General features: G+C 68.4%; 15 protein-coding genes. 10 read left to right on the forward strand and 5 right to left on the reverse strand.

The features are described from left to right. Nucleotides 1–12: 12 nt before the first annotated feature. The gene (locus tag B4E96_RS09225) at nt 13–234 is read left to right on the forward strand and encodes a hypothetical protein (protein WP_259835054.1); all 222 of its coding nucleotides are present in this window, start codon (nt 13–15) and stop codon (nt 232–234) included. A 58-nt stretch (nt 235–292) separates the two neighbouring features. Further along, a complete protein-coding gene (locus B4E96_RS09230) occupies nt 293–514 on the forward strand; it encodes a hypothetical protein (RefSeq protein WP_259835056.1) in 222 nt (73 codons plus the stop codon). 18 nt (nt 515–532) lie between these two features. On the opposite strand, the gene B4E96_RS09235 is transcribed toward B4E96_RS09230, so the two are convergent. Then, entirely contained in the window at nt 533–922 is a 390-nt protein-coding gene (locus tag B4E96_RS09235; protein ID WP_102162309.1) for a universal stress protein, read from the reverse strand. Nucleotides 923–1,210: 288 nt separating this feature from the next. Here B4E96_RS09235 and B4E96_RS09240 point away from each other — a divergent pair, with 288 nt between their 5' ends. From B4E96_RS09240 to B4E96_RS09260, 5 genes are all read left to right on the forward strand, one after another. Continuing rightward, nucleotides 1,211–2,044 carry a carbon-nitrogen hydrolase family protein gene (locus tag B4E96_RS09240; RefSeq protein WP_259835058.1) on the forward strand — a complete coding sequence of 278 codons (834 nt, stop codon included), beginning with the start codon at nt 1,211–1,213 and terminating at the stop codon, nt 2,042–2,044. 87 nt (nt 2,045–2,131) lie between these two features. After that, entirely contained in the window at nt 2,132–3,061 is a 930-nt protein-coding gene (locus tag B4E96_RS09245) for an ABC transporter ATP-binding protein (protein ID WP_349680654.1), read from the forward strand. 196 nt (nt 3,062–3,257) lie between these two features. After that, nucleotides 3,258–4,235 (forward strand): iron-siderophore ABC transporter substrate-binding protein, encoded by a 978-nt coding sequence (locus tag B4E96_RS09250; protein WP_286957305.1) that lies wholly within the window; start codon nt 3,258–3,260, stop codon nt 4,233–4,235. Between the two features lie 59 nt (nt 4,236–4,294). After that, nucleotides 4,295–6,505, forward strand: a complete 2,211-nt coding sequence (locus tag B4E96_RS09255) for an iron ABC transporter permease (protein WP_286957306.1) — start codon at nt 4,295–4,297, stop codon at nt 6,503–6,505. Further along, nucleotides 6,502–7,473 (forward strand): siderophore-interacting protein, encoded by a 972-nt coding sequence (locus B4E96_RS09260; RefSeq protein ID WP_165884324.1) that lies wholly within the window; start codon nt 6,502–6,504, stop codon nt 7,471–7,473. The genes B4E96_RS09255 and B4E96_RS09260 overlap by 4 nt, the downstream gene beginning before the upstream one ends. Before the next feature lie 157 nt (nt 7,474–7,630). Here the strand turns inward: B4E96_RS09260 and aceB are convergent, their stop codons facing one another. Next, nucleotides 7,631–9,268, reverse strand: a complete 1,638-nt coding sequence (aceB, locus tag B4E96_RS09265; RefSeq protein WP_259844851.1) for a malate synthase A — start codon at nt 9,266–9,268, stop codon at nt 7,631–7,633. A 151-nt stretch (nt 9,269–9,419) separates the two neighbouring features. After that, nucleotides 9,420–10,709: an isocitrate lyase gene (gene aceA, locus B4E96_RS09270; RefSeq protein ID WP_102162304.1), complete on the reverse strand. Its 1,290-nt coding sequence runs from the start codon at nt 10,707–10,709 to the stop codon at nt 9,420–9,422. Between the two features lie 224 nt (nt 10,710–10,933). On the opposite strand from aceA, the gene B4E96_RS09275 reads away from it, so the two are divergent. The 3 genes from B4E96_RS09275 to B4E96_RS09285 all read left to right on the forward strand — a co-directional run bounded on the left by B4E96_RS09275 (nt 10,934) and on the right by B4E96_RS09285 (nt 14,052). Further along, entirely contained in the window at nt 10,934–12,445 is a 1,512-nt protein-coding gene (locus B4E96_RS09275; RefSeq protein ID WP_286957307.1) for a helix-turn-helix transcriptional regulator, read from the forward strand. A gap of 66 nt (nt 12,446–12,511) precedes the next feature. Continuing rightward, complete coding sequence (locus B4E96_RS09280; RefSeq protein WP_165884321.1) at nt 12,512–13,147, forward strand: class I SAM-dependent methyltransferase; 636 nt, start codon at nt 12,512–12,514, stop codon at nt 13,145–13,147. A 260-nt stretch (nt 13,148–13,407) separates the two neighbouring features. Beyond that, nucleotides 13,408–14,052 carry a hypothetical protein gene (locus B4E96_RS09285; RefSeq protein ID WP_286957308.1) on the forward strand — a complete coding sequence of 215 codons (645 nt, stop codon included), beginning with the start codon at nt 13,408–13,410 and terminating at the stop codon, nt 14,050–14,052. A 21-nt stretch (nt 14,053–14,073) separates the two neighbouring features. On the opposite strand, the gene B4E96_RS09290 is transcribed toward B4E96_RS09285, so the two are convergent. Next, on the reverse strand, nt 14,074–14,403 hold the full coding sequence (locus B4E96_RS09290) for a transposase (RefSeq protein ID WP_102162300.1): 330 nt from the start codon (nt 14,401–14,403) through the stop codon (nt 14,074–14,076). Between the two features lie 113 nt (nt 14,404–14,516). Beyond that, nucleotides 14,517–15,749, reverse strand: coding sequence for an L-2-hydroxyglutarate oxidase (lhgO, locus tag B4E96_RS09295; protein WP_102162299.1), 1,233 nt, complete (start codon nt 15,747–15,749; stop codon nt 14,517–14,519). Between the last annotated feature and the right edge of the window lie 14 nt (nt 15,750–15,763).

Below are 15,763 nucleotides of genomic sequence, written 5' to 3' on the forward strand. Positions count from 1 at the left end.
CACAATGGGAGCATGAGCTTCTATCCCCAGGGGCATGGTCCCTATCGTCGGCGGCGCGGCATGCACGGCTGCGGCTGTGCGATCGTCATGCTGGGGATCGCCTTCATCTTCGCGATCACGATTGCCGTCATCGTGTTCATCACGGCGATGACGCACGACGGTTCCTCCGGAACCGGCCCAACGACACCTGCGCCGTCGTCGACGGGCGACGACTGGCAGCCCAGCGGCGGGTGAGTCAGGTGGGTGCTGCGGCAGCTGAGCGCGCACGCCTGCGAGTGGGCACAATGGGGTCATGAGCTTCTATCCCTACGGCGGCTACACCCACGACCGGCGCCGCGGCAACCGCGGCTGCGGCTGCCTCATCGGCCTCGTCGCTGCCGTCGTAGCCCTCATCGTCCTCGGCGTCACGATCGCGACACTCTTCTTCCTCAACAGCCCAGGCGCCGATTTCGATGACCCGGCGACACCGGCGCCGTCGTCGACAGGCAGCGACTGGCAGCCCAGCGGCGGCTGAGTCAGGTAGCGTGCTGGCTCAGGCCTTGACGGTCAGCACCGGCACATCGGCTTCGAGCAGGATGCGCTGGGCCTGCGAGCCGAGGATGAACTTGCCGATCGCGCTGCGCTTGCGCAGGCCGATGACGATGAGGTCGGCGTCTTCCTGTTCGGCCCATTCGTTCAGGGTCTGGACGAGATCGTCTTCGTGGGCAGGCTGTTCGACGCGAGCGGTGACGCCGTGCTCAGAAGCCTGGGCGAGGATGCGCTCGGCGTCCTCCTGCTGGATCTGGGTGATGCTGTCCGTGGTTCCGCGCCGCGGCGAGTTGAGGACGACGACGTCAGTGTTGCGCAGCTTCGCTTCTGCGAACGCGGTTTCGAGGGCGGCCTCGCCTTCCGGCGCGGGCAGGTAACCGATGAGGATCGTCATAGCTTCAGTATATGCGTCGGGGCGCCTGCCCACAGGAACAGGCCGTCGGGTTCCCACGACCCGTGGCCCGAGAGGACTTCGCCACAGAGGTGACTTGCATACTCAGGTCTGCGAGCACAACCACCCGGCGACGTTCCTGTGCCGCCGACCGCCCAGCGGGCCCCACTGGAATCACCGGATTGTTCAGCCTAGCCTGGCAGTCATACATGCTCTGCTGAGCCCTGCACCGCATCCGCACCCAGGTCCACCGAACACATCCGCACCCAGATCCACCGAAGAGGAGCCGCAATGAAGGTTGCCATCGCTCAGATCAACACCACCCCGGACAAAGACGCCAACCTCGCGCTCATCGCCGAGAAGCTGCAGGATGCGGCAGCTCAGCACGTGCGGCTCGTCATCTTCCCGGAGGCGACGATGGTGCCCTTCGGCGCGAACCTCGAAGCCAACGCCGAGGAGCTCGACGGGCCCTTCGCGCAGCGGCTGCGCGAGCTCACCGCTGAGGCCGGACTGGTGGCCGCGGTCGGCATGTTCCGGCCCGGCACCGGCGAGCGCGTCATCAACACCCTCTTCCTCACCGGTGTCGACTCCACCGGGGCGCGAGTCGAGGCGCACTATGACAAGATCCACCTCTTCGACGCCTTCGGACACCGCGAATCCGATGATGTCACCCCGGGCGAGACACTCGCCGCGGTGGACATCGACGGCGTCACCGTCGGGCTGACGATCTGCTACGACATCCGCTTCCCAGCCCTCTTCACCGCCCTGGCGCGCTCCGGGGCCGAGGTGATCGTCTCCTCCGCGTCGTGGGGTGCTGGTGAGGGCAAAGTCGAGCAGTGGCAGCTGCTCGGGCGGGCGCGGGCGCTCGACTCGACGAGTTTCGTCCTCGCCTGCGATCAGGCGGATCCGCAGGTCACCGGCGTCGAGGTGCACCCGAAGGCTCCGACCGGCGTCGGCCACTCCTTCATCAGCGCACCGGATGGCAGCGTGCTCGCCGCCGCCGGGGAGGACACCGAGCTGCTCGTCGCCGAACTCGACACCGACTCCGTCGCTGAGATCCGGGCGCGGATCCCGGTGCTGGAGAACTCGCGTCTCGAAGCCGCTCACGAGGTCGCCCGCGCCTGAGCGCCGTCGGGGCGCAGTCGTCCGCAGGACGGGACAGCGCCTGAACAGCAATTGACCGCTTTCGTTAGTAAGGCCTAACTTACTAACGTGAAACCATCTTCGACGCATTCCGGCCTGCACGGCACACAGCTGCGGATCGGCTACTCCCGCGGCGACGTCGTCACCGATGTCAGCCTCGAACTGCAGCCGGGCCGGGTCACCGCCCTCGTCGGACCCAACGGCTCGGGGAAGTCCACACTCATGCGCGGACTCGCCCGACTGCAGCCGTTGTCGGCTGGCAGCGTGACGTTCTCCGACGGCACCGATGCTGCCGCTCTTCCCTCCCGCCAGCTCGCCCGCCGACTCACGATGCTTGCGCAGTCCCGGCCGGTCCCTCAGGGACTGCCGGTGCGCGCAGCCGTCGCCCTCGGCCGGCACCCGCACCAGGGCCGGATCCGCACCGGTGATCCTGATGGTGCCGCCGTCGTTGAGCGCGCCATGGCGCTCACCGGCGTCACCGCCGTCGCCGACTCCCCCGTCGACGAGCTCTCCGGCGGCCAGCTTCAGCGCGTGTGGCTCGCCTCCTGCCTGGCGCAGAACACCGAGGTGCTGCTCCTAGACGAACCGACCAACCACCTCGACCTGAAGTATCAGGTCGAACTCCTCGAACTCCTCCACAGCCTCGCCCACGATCACGGCGTGTGCATCGGCGTGGTGCTTCACGATCTCAACCACGCCGCCGCCGTCGCCGACCGCATCGTCCTGCTCTCCGCCGGGCGCATCGCCGCCGCAGGCACTCCGGCCGAGGTGCTCGACGGTCAGGTGCTCAGCACCGTCTACGGCATCGACATCACCACCGACTACAGCCGCGCATCCGAGCGCATCGAGGTGCGTCCCCGCCCGCCCCGGCGCAGCGGCGCAGCCCGGCCCAGTGCCACGGATCTCGATCCTGGGCGGCCCTGCATCGCTGATCACAGCGCCGCTGCACACAGAGCCGCTGATCCGATCGCCGGCCCGTCCATCGCCGCCTCGGCCTGAAACCGAAACGCCACCTGCGCCTGTGCCCTGGGCGGGGCATCGGCACACATACGGCCGCGCCAGGAAGCACCGCCTCGGCGCCGGCCCGCATGCCACCGGCGCTGCGACCTCGGCGCCGCAACCGGCACCCTCACTCCTCGACCGCACCCACCTGCCGGCAGCTCCGCTGGCGGGAACCCTCATCAGAAGGAACAGCATGAAACTGCGCACACTCGGGCTTGCGGCCCTCATCAGCGCCCTCGCCCTCACCGGCTGCGGCACGACCGACGCGCCGGCCGGCGATCCGACTGCCGCCACCGGCGATCCGGTCTCGATCACCGACGCCCGCGGCACCACCGTCTCCCTCGACGCACCCGCGCAGAAGGTCGTCACCCTCGAATGGTCCGTCACCGAATACGCCGTGTCCCTCGGCGTCGACCCGGTCGGCGTGGCCGACCCGAAGGGCTACGGGGTGTGGTCAGCGCGCGTGCCGCTGTCCGGGGACCCGGTCGACGTCGGGATGCGCACCGAGCCGAGCATCGACGCGATCGCCGACCTCGCACCCGATCTCATCCTCGCCGACACCTCCTCGATCCCCGAGGATGCGATGAAGCAGATGGAGCGCATCGCGCCGGTCGCCGTGTTCAACTCCGCGACCGCCGATGGCCTGTTCGACCTCGTCAAGAAGAACCAGCACGATGTCGCCACACTGCTGGGCAGAGAAGCCGAGGCGGATGAGCTCGATCAGGACTTCGACGCCGCCCTGCAGAAGGCGAAGGAGAGTGTCGAGAAGGCCGGCAAGACCGGCCACCCGATGGTCTTCGCCTACCCGTACAACGAGGCGAACTCGATGACTTTCCGGCTCCACGGCCCCGGATCGGCGCCCTCAGAGGTGGGCCGGGCGATCGGCCTGACAGACGCCTCGACCGAGAAGGGCGATGAGGCCTACGGACTGACGACCACCGACGTCGAGGGCCTGCGCACGCTGCCGGACGACACGCACTTCCTGTACTGGGTCGACGAAGACGAAGGCGACCCGATGGAGACCCTGAAGAAGAACGCGGTGTGGACCGGACTGCCGTTCGTCACCGCAGATCGCGTCGCACCGGCTGGGTCCGGCATCTGGCTCTACGGCGGCACCGCCTCGCTCGGAGCCTTCGCCGACGAGGTCGCCGGCATCGTCGCCAAGCAGTGACGCGGCGGGCAACCGAGGGCTGAGACACAGAGCTGACGGACGACAGGCATCACACGATCATGACGATTCACACAACGACAGCAGGCCGGGCGGCCGCGCCGGCAGCAGGTCGGTCGGCCGCGCCGGCGGGGGCTGGGGCTGGAGCAGACGCCGGCATGGGGGCCGGAATGGAGGTCGGAATGGACGCCGGGGCTGCGGCTCGAGCGCCGCGGGCAGTCCGGTCGCGGCGCGCGCTGCGCCTCGGGCTGCTGACCACGCCGGTCGCGGTGCTGCTGGCGCTGCTGAGCCTGCTCCATCTCCTGCAGGGCACATCGGAGCTGAGTCCGGCCGAGGTGTGGCAGGCGCTCACCGGCACCCTCACCGGCTCCACGGCTGAGGCGAGCGCGGTCATCATCGATGCGCGGCTGCCGCGGCTGTTCGCCGGGCTGGCCGTTGGTGCCGCCCTCGGGCTCTCCGGCGGGATCCTGCAGTCGATCACCCGCAACTCCCTGGCCTCGCCCGATACCCTCGGAGTCAATGCCGGGGCCTACTTCGCTCTCACCGCCGTCGCTGCCTTCGGCGTCAGCCTGCCGTTCATCTCCAGCGCCGGAGTGGCGTTCGCCGGAGGGCTGCTCGCCGCAGGTCTCGTCATCGGCCTCTCCACCGGACCGCACAGCTCACCGATCCGGATGGTGCTGGCCGGCTCGGTCATCGCCCTGGGCCTTGCAGCCGTGACCTCGATGCTGCTGCTGTTCTTCCCCTGGCAGACACAGGGGCTCTTCGCCTGGGGGGCCGGCAGCCTCAGCCAGGCCGGCATCCAGGGGGTCACCACCCTGCTGCCGGTCCTGGCTTGCGCGACTGCGGCGCTGCTGCTGTTCGGCCGACGCCTCGATGCGCTCCAGCTCGGCGACGACGCTGCGACCAGCCTGGGCGTGCGGGTGCGGGCTTGGCAGGCGGTGTTCCTCGTCATCGCCGTCGTGTGCACGGCGGTGGCGGTGACGATCGCCGGCCCGGTGGGCTTCGTCGGCCTGTGTGCTCCGGCTCTGACCCGCCTGCTCGTGGGATTCTTCCCCGGCCTGACCCGCCAGCGCAGCCTCATCGTCGTCTCCGCGCTGCTCGGCGCCTTCCTCGTCATCGGTGCCGATGTCCTCATGCGCGCACTGCTCGGCTCCCAGCAAGGTGTATCGGTCCCCACCGGTGTCGTCACCTCGATCATCGGCGCGGTCTTCCTCGCCGCACTCGCCTGCACCGCCCGCTCCGGCTTCGACTCCGATTCCCTTGTCACGATGCGCGCCGGCACCGGATTCGGTCTGCGCCACCCCGTCCTGCTCATCACCATCTGCACTGGCCTACTGATGGCGGCGATCGCTGGTTCGGTGCTCGTCGGCGATGCGATGCTGCTTGGCGGCGATGTCGTCAACTGGCTGACCCACCAGGCCAGCGTGCGCATCGAGATCATCCTGGAGACCCGGGTGCCGCGTGTCTTCGCTGCCGTTCTCGGCGGGCTCAGCCTCGCACTGGCCGGTGCGATCCTGCAGGGCGTCACCCGCAATCCCCTCGCCGACCCCGGCGTGCTCGGCATCTCCGCCGCCGCAGCCACTGGGGCGGTCGCTGTCATCGTCATCACCGGGACCACCAGCTTCTGGGCGATCCTGTGCGCGGCGCTCACCGGCGCCTCGGCGGTGGGTCTGGTGCTCTTCGGCATCTCAGCGCGCACCGGCCTCGACCATGCCCGCATGGTGCTCGCTGGAATCAGCATCTCCGCTGCCGCAACCGCACTCACCACCCTCATGCTCGTGCAAACCGATCCGTGGAATCAGACGAAGGCGATGACGTGGCTGGCCGGCTCGACCTACGGCGCCACCGCCGTCGAGTGCCTGCCGATGATCATCGCCATCGTCGTCACCGGCTCCGTGCTCGCCGCCGTCTCCCGCGACCTCGACCTCGTCCAGATGGACGACACCACCCCGCAGGTGCTCGGTGTGCACGTCGGACGCACCCGCAGCGTCCTCGTCGCCTGCGCCCTCGTCCTCGTCGCCGCGGCCACGATCAGCGTCGGCACGATCGCCTTCCTCGGCCTCGTCGCACCGCACGCCGCGCGCCTGCTCATCGGGCGCACCCACCGTTACCTGCTGCCGCTGGCCGGGCTGCTCGGCGCACTGCTGCTCACCATCGCCGATGCCATCGGCCGGACCGTCATCGCCCCGTCGCAGATCCCGGCCGGCCTCATCACTGCTGTCATCGGCTGTCCCTACTTCATCTGGCTCCTATGGAGGATGCGCCGCTCATGACCACTGCCGACCGCTCCCAGAACCCCTACACGGCATTCCCTGCCGCACTCGTCGAACGCACCCAGCTCAGCCCGCACTTCACCCGGCTGACCTTCGCCGGCGATGCGCTCCGGGCCTTCGGCGGCACCCGCCTCGACCAGCGGATGAAGCTCGTTCTCGCCGATGACCGTCAGCGTGCCGCAGCACTGGCCGCGCCCGACTGGCTGACCTGGTGGCGTGAGCAGCCGGCGGAGGACCGCCCGCAGATACGCACCTATACGGTGCGGGCAGTCGACCAGGCCGCCGGCCGGGTCGTCGTCGACTTCGTCACCCACGGCACCTCCAGTCCCGCCAGCCGCTTCGCCCTCACCGCGGCGTTGGGGCAGGAGGTCATCCTCGTCGGCCCCGACGCGCGAGTGCCGGGCCATGACACGAGCGGCGTGGCTTATCGGCCCGGTGCTGCCGAGCAGATCGTCCTCATCGGCGATGAGACTGCCGTCCCGGCGATCGCCAACGCCTGCGAACAGCGCGACGGCAGTCCGGCTCGCCTGCGGGCCTTCATCGAGGTGCCCACCTCAGCCGACATCCTCGATCTCGACTGCCGGGCTGACGATGTCATCACCTGGCTGCCGCGCCTCGCAGAATCCGGCGCGCCGACAGCCGCGCGCGGGGAACAGCTGTGCGCAGCCGTCGCGGCTTGGGCCGCAGCACACTCCGCAGCCGGCGCCGAGGCGGGGGCTGGGCCGGATGCGGCGGCTGGGGATGCACGGATGGCGACTCCCGCCTCGGGAACGGGCGAGACCGAACCTGACAGCGGCGAGGCACTGCTGTGGGAGGAAGCCGAGGCTGCCGGCGCGCTGTATACGTGGGTAGCCGCCGACGCACCGACGGTCAAGCAGGTGCGGCGGATCCTGCTCAACGACCACGGCTTCGACAAGCGGCAGTGCTCGTTCATGGGCTATTGGAAGCCGGGAGTCTCCGGCAACTGAGCGGCCTGTCGCGCGCTGCGGGCACGCACCCTGCCGCGCGCTGCCGGCACGCACTCACCAGCTGCTGGACGCAGAACAGCTGCCGCACCGGCTCGCACGGTGCGGCAGCTGTTGTCTGCAGGGCCGGAGGGTCAGATCCTCCGGCGGTTCATCTCAGTTATGCGGCCAGCGCCCCGTACTCCCGGGCGTGGCGGTGGACGAGGAACTGCTTGTAGGCCGGTGTCGTGAGGAAGTCGGGCAGGTCGTCGTCGAGTGCGGTCTCGCGGAGGATCTGCACGGCATCGCAGTAGTGGTCAGCCGGGTGGCGGCGGATCGTTGCGAGCTCCTCGGCCATGATCCGCTCGACGAGCCGGCGGGTGACAGGGCGGCCGTCTTCGAGGATGACGCCGTGGTGGATCCACTGCCAGATCTGCGAGCGGGAGATCTCAGCGGTCGCGGCATCCTCCATGAGGTTGTTCAGCGCTGCCGCCCCGGTGCCAGAGAGCCAGGCGTTGAGGTAGCCGAGCCCGACCCGGATGTTGGCGCGCACGCCGGCTTCAGTCGGCTGGGCGTCGAGGCCCTCCATCGACAGCAGGTCTGCTGCGGTGGTCTCGACGTCGTCGCGCTGCCGGTCGAGCTGGTTGGGCTTGTCGCCGAGCACCGCGTCGAAGGACTCCCTGGCGATCGGGATGAGGTCGGGGTGCGCGACCCACGAGCCGTCGAATCCGTCAGCGGCCTCGCGGTCCTTGTCGGCTTTCACCTGGGCGAAGGCGTTCTCCGTGACCTCCGGCTGGCGGCGGTTGGGGATGAACGCGCTCATTCCGCCGATCGCATGCGCCCCGCGCTTGTGGCAGACCTTGATGAGGTGCTCGGTGTAGGCCCGCATGAACGGCACTGTCATCGACACCTGCGACCGATCCGGCAGCACGAACTCGCGGTGGCTGCGGAAGCTCTTGATCATCGAGAAGATGTAGTCCCAGCGGCCGGCGTTGAGTCCGGCGCAGTGGTCGCGCAGCTCGTAGAGGATCTCCTCCATCTGGAAGGCAGCCGTGATCGTCTCGATGAGCACGGTCGCTCGGATCGTGCCGTGGCTGAGCCCGAGGTAGTCCTCAGCGAAGCTGAACACGTCGTCCCACAGCTTCGCCTCGCGGGCGGCCTCGAGCTTGGCCAGGTAGAAGTAGGGTCCGCGCCCGGCATCGATGAGCGCCTGGGCGTTGTGGAAGAAGAACAGACCGAAGTCGACCAGTGAGGCCGATGCCGAGGTGTCGGTGCCGTGGTCGTCGACGTAGCGCAGGTGCTTCTCCGGCAGGTGCCAGCCGCGGGGTCGCACGACCATCGTCGGCGGAGCCGGATTGGTCACTTCGTAGTGCTTGCCCTTGGCCTCATCGGTGAATTCGAGGGTGCCGCGGACTGCCTGGCTGAGGTTGCCGATGCCGGTGACGATGTTGTCCCAGGTCGGGCTGGTGGCATCTTCGAGATCGGCCAGCCACACTTTGGCATCGGAGTTCAGTGCGTTGATCGCCATCGGTGCCGAGACCGGTCCGGTGATCTCGACGCGGCGGTCTTCGAGGCCAGGGGCGCCGCGGTGGCCGGCGACCTGCCAGCCGGGATCCTCACGGATCTCGCGGGTCTCGTCCTTGAAGTCCGGCAGCCGGCCGTGGTCGATCGCGGCCCGGCGCACATCGCGGGCGGCGAGGATCTCACGACGGCGGGCGAAGAAGTTCGCGTGCAGCGCGGCGACGAAGTCGAGAGCCTCACGGGTCAGCACAGTTTCGTAGCCGCGCTGCATGGGGCCGGTGATCATCATGTGTGACATGGGAAATCTCTCCTAGGTCCGATCGACCCCGGCCCTGACGGAACCCCTAATAACGTCAGGGCCGAGGTCGAACGAGTGTGGGGTGCGCCGGCCGGGGTGGCCCGGCCGGCGGCGCGGCAGTTCTGGCGGGGTCAGAACCGTCTGATGGGCATCAGAACTGCGCGGCTTCGGTGGAGTCCTTCAGGGCGGTGGTCGAGGACTCCGGGTTGATGGCGGTGGAGACGAGGTCGAAGTAGCCGGTGCCCACCTCGCGCTGGTGCTTGGTGGCGGTGTAGCCGCGGTCCTCGCTGCCGAACTCGCGCTCCTGCAGCTCGACGTAGGCCTTCATCTGCTCGCGGGCGTAGCCGTGGGCCAGATCGAACATCGAGTAGTTCAGTGCGTGGAATCCGGCCAGGGTGATGAACTGGAACTTGTAGCCCATCGCACCGAGCTCGCGCTGGAACTTCGCGATCGTGTCCTCGTCGAGGTGTGCCTTCCAATTAAAGGACGGCGAGCAGTTGTAGGCCAGCATCTGGTCCGGGTACTCGCTCTTGATCGCCTCGGCGAAGCGCTTGGCGACCTCGAGGTCCGGGGTGGAGGTCTCCATCCACAGCAGGTCGGAGTACGGGGCGAAGGCCAGGCCGCGGTCGATGCAGGGCTCGATGCCGTTGGTGACCTTGTAGTAGCCCTCGGCCGAGCGCTCACCGGTGAGGTACTTCTGGTCGCGCTCGTCGATGTCGGTCGTCATGAGGGTGGCGGCCTCGGCATCGGTGCGGGCGATGATGAGGCTCGGGACGTTCTCGACGTCGGCGGCCAGGCGGGCGGCATTGAGGGTGCGGATGTGCTGAGCGGTCGGCACGAGGACCTTGCCGCCGAGGTGGCCGCACTTCTTCTCGGAGCCGAGCTGGTCCTCGAAGTGCACGCCCGAGGCGCCGGCTGCGATCATGCCGCGCATGAGCTCGTAGACGTTGAGTGCACCGCCGAAGCCTGCCTCGGCATCGGCGACGATCGGGGCGAGCCAGTCCTCGACGCTGGAGATGCCTTCAGAGCGCTCGATCTGGTCGGCGCGCATGAGCGCGTTGTTGATGCGGCGCACGACGGCCGGCACCGAGTTGGCCGGGTAAATCGACTGGTCCGGGTAGGTCTGCGAGGCGAGGTTGGCGTCGGCGGCGACCTGCCAGCCGGAGAGGTAGATGGCCTTGAGGCCGGCTTTGACCTGCTGGACGGCCTGGTTGCCGGTCAGCGCACCGAGGGCATTGACGAAGTCCTCGCTGTGCAGCAGGTCCCACAGGCGCTCAGCACCGCGCCGGGCGAGCGTGTGCTCTTCGATGACCGAGCCGCGCAGCGTGACGACGTCCTCGGGGCTGTAGTCGCGGGCGATGCCCTGCCAGCGCGGGCTCGATGCCCATTCGCGGCGCAGCGCGTCGACGTCGTGCAGATTCTGCTGGTTGTCCTGTGCCATGGTGTCCTCCTGTTGCGAGCTGCGCCGGATCTTTGGCGCTGAGGTTCTCTGTCAGTCGTGGCCGCCGCCGAGGCGGTGGCCGGTTCTTCTGTTGTGTTCCCCAGTCTTGTGCCCCGCACCACATGATTTCCATCGAAAATGGATAGAAGATTTATCATTCTTCTGCTGGTTAGAAATTCTGGTCTTCTGCACGCTTTTTCGTGCCGTGTGTCACAATGAAGAGCATGAGCAACATCATCCAAACCGAGGCGAGGGCCGCCTCACGCACCCCAGCCACCGCCTCGGGCGCGGGCGTCTCCGGTGAGCACCAGGCCGGGGCCGACGCGCTGAGCATCGGGCAGAAGGTCCGGCACTACCGGCGGCGCAAGAAGCTCACGCTCGATGAGCTCGGCCGTCGGGTCGACCGCGCGGCCTCGCAGATCTCGACGATCGAGAACGGCAAGCGCGAGCCCTCGCTGTCGATGCTGTCCGCCCTGGCCAAGGCGCTCGACACGACGACCGATGCGCTGCTCGACCCGGAGCCGGTCGACGAGCGCAGCGCCCTGGAACTGGAGCTGGAGCGCGCGCAGTCCTCGCCGCTCTATACCTCCCTGCAGCTGCCGCAGGTGCGGGCGAAATCGCTGCCGCAGGATGCCCTGGAAGCAATCGTCGGTCTGCAGAGGCAGCTGAGTCAGCTCGTGCGCCGGCGCGCGGCCACACAGGAGGAAGCGAGGCGGGCGAACAAGCGGCTGCGCGAGGACATGCGCGCCAGGAACAACTACTTCGCCGGTCTGGAGCAGACGGCGGCCGAGCTGCTCGACGTCATCGACTACGACGATGGGCCGCTGCGGCAGGCGCAGGCCGCCCGACTGGCCGAACATCTGGGCTTCAGCCTGCACTATGTCTCGGACCTGCCGAAGTCGACGCGGTCGGTGACCGATACGAAGAACAAGCGGCTGTACCTGTCGAATCAGGATTTGGCCGAGCACGACCCGCGCTCCTATCTGCTCACCGCACTCGCCTCGCACATCCTCGGCCATCAACCGCCGCACGACTACGGCGAGTTCCTCTCCCAGCGGGTCGAGGCGAACTACCTGTCAGCCGCACTGCTGCTGCCGGAATCGGCCGCGGTGCCGTTCCTCACCGAGGCGAAGAAGAATCGCCGGATTTCTCTGGAGGAGCTGCGCGACTTCTTCGGCGTAAGCTACGAGACCGCCGCCCACCGGTTCACCAACCTCGCCACCGAGCACCTGAGCCTGCCGGTGCACTTCATGAAGGTGCACTCGTCGGGCACCATCCACAAGGCCTACTCGAACGACGGGCTGCCGTTTCCCACCGATCCGCTCGGAGCGATCGAGGGCCAGTACGGGTGCAAGCGGTTCACCTCCCGGCAGGTGTTCACGGTCTCCGACCGGTTCAGCCCGTACTTCCAGTACACCGACACCCCGAAGGGCACGTACTGGTGCACCGCCCGGGTGCTGCCGGGCGCCGGCGACTTCTCCGTCAGCCTCGGAGTGCCGTTCCAGCATGTGCGCTGGTTCGATGGCCGCGAGACGACGAAGCGCTCGCAGTCCCGCTGCCCGGACCCGAGCTGCTGCCGCCAGGCTCCAGATGAGCTGGAGGAGAAGTGGGCCGACGCCTCGTGGCCGTCGGCGCGCATGCACGCCTCACTTCTGGCCGCGCTGCCGCCGGGCGTGTTCCCCGGTGTCGATACGACTGAAGTCTACGAGTTCCTCGAGCGCCGGTCCGGCGACTGAGAGTGATGACAACCGGCTGAGAGAACGGCTGATACCCGTCAGGGTATCGAGCGATAGAATCGGGGTATGGACCGAGACAACCGCAGCATGTGGAATGAACGATGGGCCGATCACGACTCCGATGTCGACGGCACCGACCCCAACCCCGAGGTTGAGGAGGCGATCGCCGGGCTGTTCCCCGACGCCTCGGCTCGCCCCGGTGGCGAGGAGCGCGGCAACGCGCTTGCCACCCTCAAGGCGATCGACCTCGGCAGCGGCGCCGGACGCAACACCGCGCCGCTGGCCCGGGCTGGCCTGCAGACGACCGCGATCGACTTCGCACCCTCAGCGATCGCCCGTCTGTGCGAGCGGGCGGAGTCCGAGGGCTGGGATGAGTCGCTCATCGGCATCACCGCGGACCTGGTGCCGTGGATGGAGACGACCGCTGAGCGTTACGACCTCGTCGTCGCCGGCTATCTGCACGGCATCGACACGGCGATCACACGCGCGGCCCGACTGCTGGCACCCGGCGGGCAGCTGCTGTGGATCCTGCACGCACCGGAGTCCCCGCACGGTCCGCCGCCTGCCGTGGCGCGACCGAGCGCCGAGGAGATCCTCGCCGAGGCCTCGGCGGTGGAATTCCTCACTGCGGTGCAGGTCGACACAGTGGTGCGCGACGAGCAGTTCACCGACCTGATCCTCACCGCCACCCGCCGCGACTGACCGGGCGTGAGTGCAGCCGGTCCGAGCCAACGAGGCGGGAGCCGGCTGCACGCGGTTCGGGCCGGCTGCTCGCGGTTCGGTCGACGGCAGGTTCTGCTTGATCAGACCGCCAGTGGGCGGGATGTCACGAGCCTGACACACGGAACACGTGACGGGCACACAGGCGACGCGGGCAGCACCTGAGGTCTTCATACGGTGGAGGCAGTTGAAGAAATGAGTGGAGGTCCCCAGTGATCTCCCACCACCGTGAGGAGACGACCATGCGTAAGTCCATCATCACCAAGACCGCCACCGTCATCGCCGGCGGAGCCGCCGCCCTGAGCCTGTCGGCCTGCGGCTTCCAGATCAGCTTCGGCAACACCGATGGTCAGCAGCAGGAAGAGCAGACCCGCGACCGCAACTCCGAGGACCAGCAGCAGAACGACGAGAACCAGGACAACAGCCAGGACCAGCAGAACCAGCAGGGCACCGACTCCGGCACCGACCAGAACACCGGCTCGGGATCGGGCTCCGGCAGCGGTTCAGGCTCCGGCTCGGGCTCGGGCAGCGGATCGGGCTCTGGTTCCGGTGCAGGCAGCGGAGCCGGCTCGGGCACCGGATCAGGCACCGGCACGGGCACGAACACCAGCTCGGACTCCAGCAGCGGTTCGACCGCTGCCGACGGCACCCCGGTCATCAAGGACTACCAGCTGGAGAAGTCGATCAAGGAGCAGGCTGAGCAGCAGTCGGGCATCAGCGGCATCACCGTCGACTGCAACGACCTGCGTGCCGACTACGTCGGCGCAACGACCAGCTGCACGATGGACGTCCCCGGTGACAAGAAGTACTTCCCGCTGGCCAAGGTCACCAGCATCGACGGAAACTACGTCAAGTACGAACTGAAGTTCCCCGGCGTCGACTTCTGATCACGCCGAGAGCAGGGCAACTCAGCGCTTCCGCAGCCGGTACGCATCTGCCGGGCGGGAGCGCTGCTGCGTCTCCAGCTGCCGGCGCAGCTCGGCGTTCTCCGCCTTGAGCTGCTCGCTCTCAGCGCGCAGCGCGGCCAGCTCCTCGCGCATCGCATCCGATGCCGCACCACGGGCAGCCTCGGCAGAACCGGCCGCCGTGCGCTCGGCAGCTGCGACCCAGCCGCGCAGCGTGCGCGGATTGACATCCAGGTCCCGGGCGATTTCGGCGACCGGCCGGGCAGACGACTGCACCTGCCGGACCGCATCGGCCTTGAACTCAGCCGGGTAGTTCTGTCGGGTGCCTGCCATCACGGTGCTCCTGGGGTCGAGGGTGCGGGTCTCCCCAGCTTAACCACCGGCCTGTGGCCGGCCGGTCAACTGCCGCACAGGCGCACCTCCCCGAGCCTCGGCACTGACCGGGCTCAGCGCAGTTCGGCGACCGCCTGGTCGACGATGTGCTCGGCGATCGCCAGCGAACTCGTCGCTCCCGGCGAGGGGGCATTGCGCACCTGGGTGAGCCGGCCGCGGGTGGTGATGACGAAGTCGTCGACGAGGTTGCCCTGGGCGTCCATCGCCTGGGCGCGCACGCCGCGCGGGCCCTTGCGCACCGTCATCGGGTCGATGTCGGGCACGAACTTGCGGGCCTCCTCGATGAAGGCCTTGGGGCTGAGCGCGGTGCGCACCTCGCGGGCGGCCGCCCCGATGTTCTGCGAGGCGAACTTCCAGAACCCCTTGAAGCCCAGCGTCGAGCCGATGTCGGACAGGTCGAACCCGCCCTTCGAGTACGACTCCCGGCCCATCGACAGGAAGGCGTTGGGCCCGAGCATGAGCGCCCCGTCGACCCGCCGGGTCAGGTGCACGCCGAGGAACGGGTACTTCGGATCCGGGACCGGATAGATCAGCCCGCGCACCACCTCGGCGGCGGGACGATCGATGATGAAGTAGTCGCCGTAGAAGGGCACGATCTTCGGCACCGGATCGAGGCCGGAATTCACCGCCAGTCGGTCCGACTGCAGGCCGGCGCACGTGACGACGAGGTCGAAGGACCCGGCGTCCTCGGTCACCATCGACTCGCTCGCCCCGGGCATCGCCAGGCGGATCCGGACCTCGCTGCCGAGCGTGTCGAGCTGGGCGACCTCGGAGTTGAAGCGCAGCTGCCCGCCGGCGGCCTCGACATCGGCGCCGAGCGCCTCGGTCAGCGCAGCGAAGTCGACGATCGCGGTGTGCGGCGAGTGCAGCGCGAGCACTCCGCGCACATTCGGTTCGACCTCGCGCATCTCATGCCGGTCGAGCAGCTTGACGTGCGGGACCCCGTTGGCGGTGGCGCGCTCGTGGATCTTCTCCAGCCGCTCGACCTCCATCGTGTCGTGGGCGACGACGAGCTTGCCGCACTCCTGGTAGGGGATGCCGCGCTCGTGGACGTAACGCACGAGCTTCTCGACCCCGGCCCGGCACAGCTTCGCTTTGAGGCTGCCGGGCTCGTAGTACAGGCCGGCGTGGACGACACCGGAGTTGTGGCCGGTCTGATGAGCGGCCAGATGCGGTTCCTTCTCGAAGAGGGTGACAGTGGCGTCGTCGAAGCGGTGGGCGAGCTCGCGGGCGACGGCGGTGCCGATGATGCCGCCGCCGACCACGGCGATGCGTGAGATCTTCATGACGCCATCATGTC

The sequence above is a fragment of the Brevibacterium sp. UBA7493 genome, assembly GCF_002479565.1.
Lineage (GTDB): Bacteria > Actinomycetota > Actinomycetes > Actinomycetales > Brevibacteriaceae > Brevibacterium > Brevibacterium luteolum.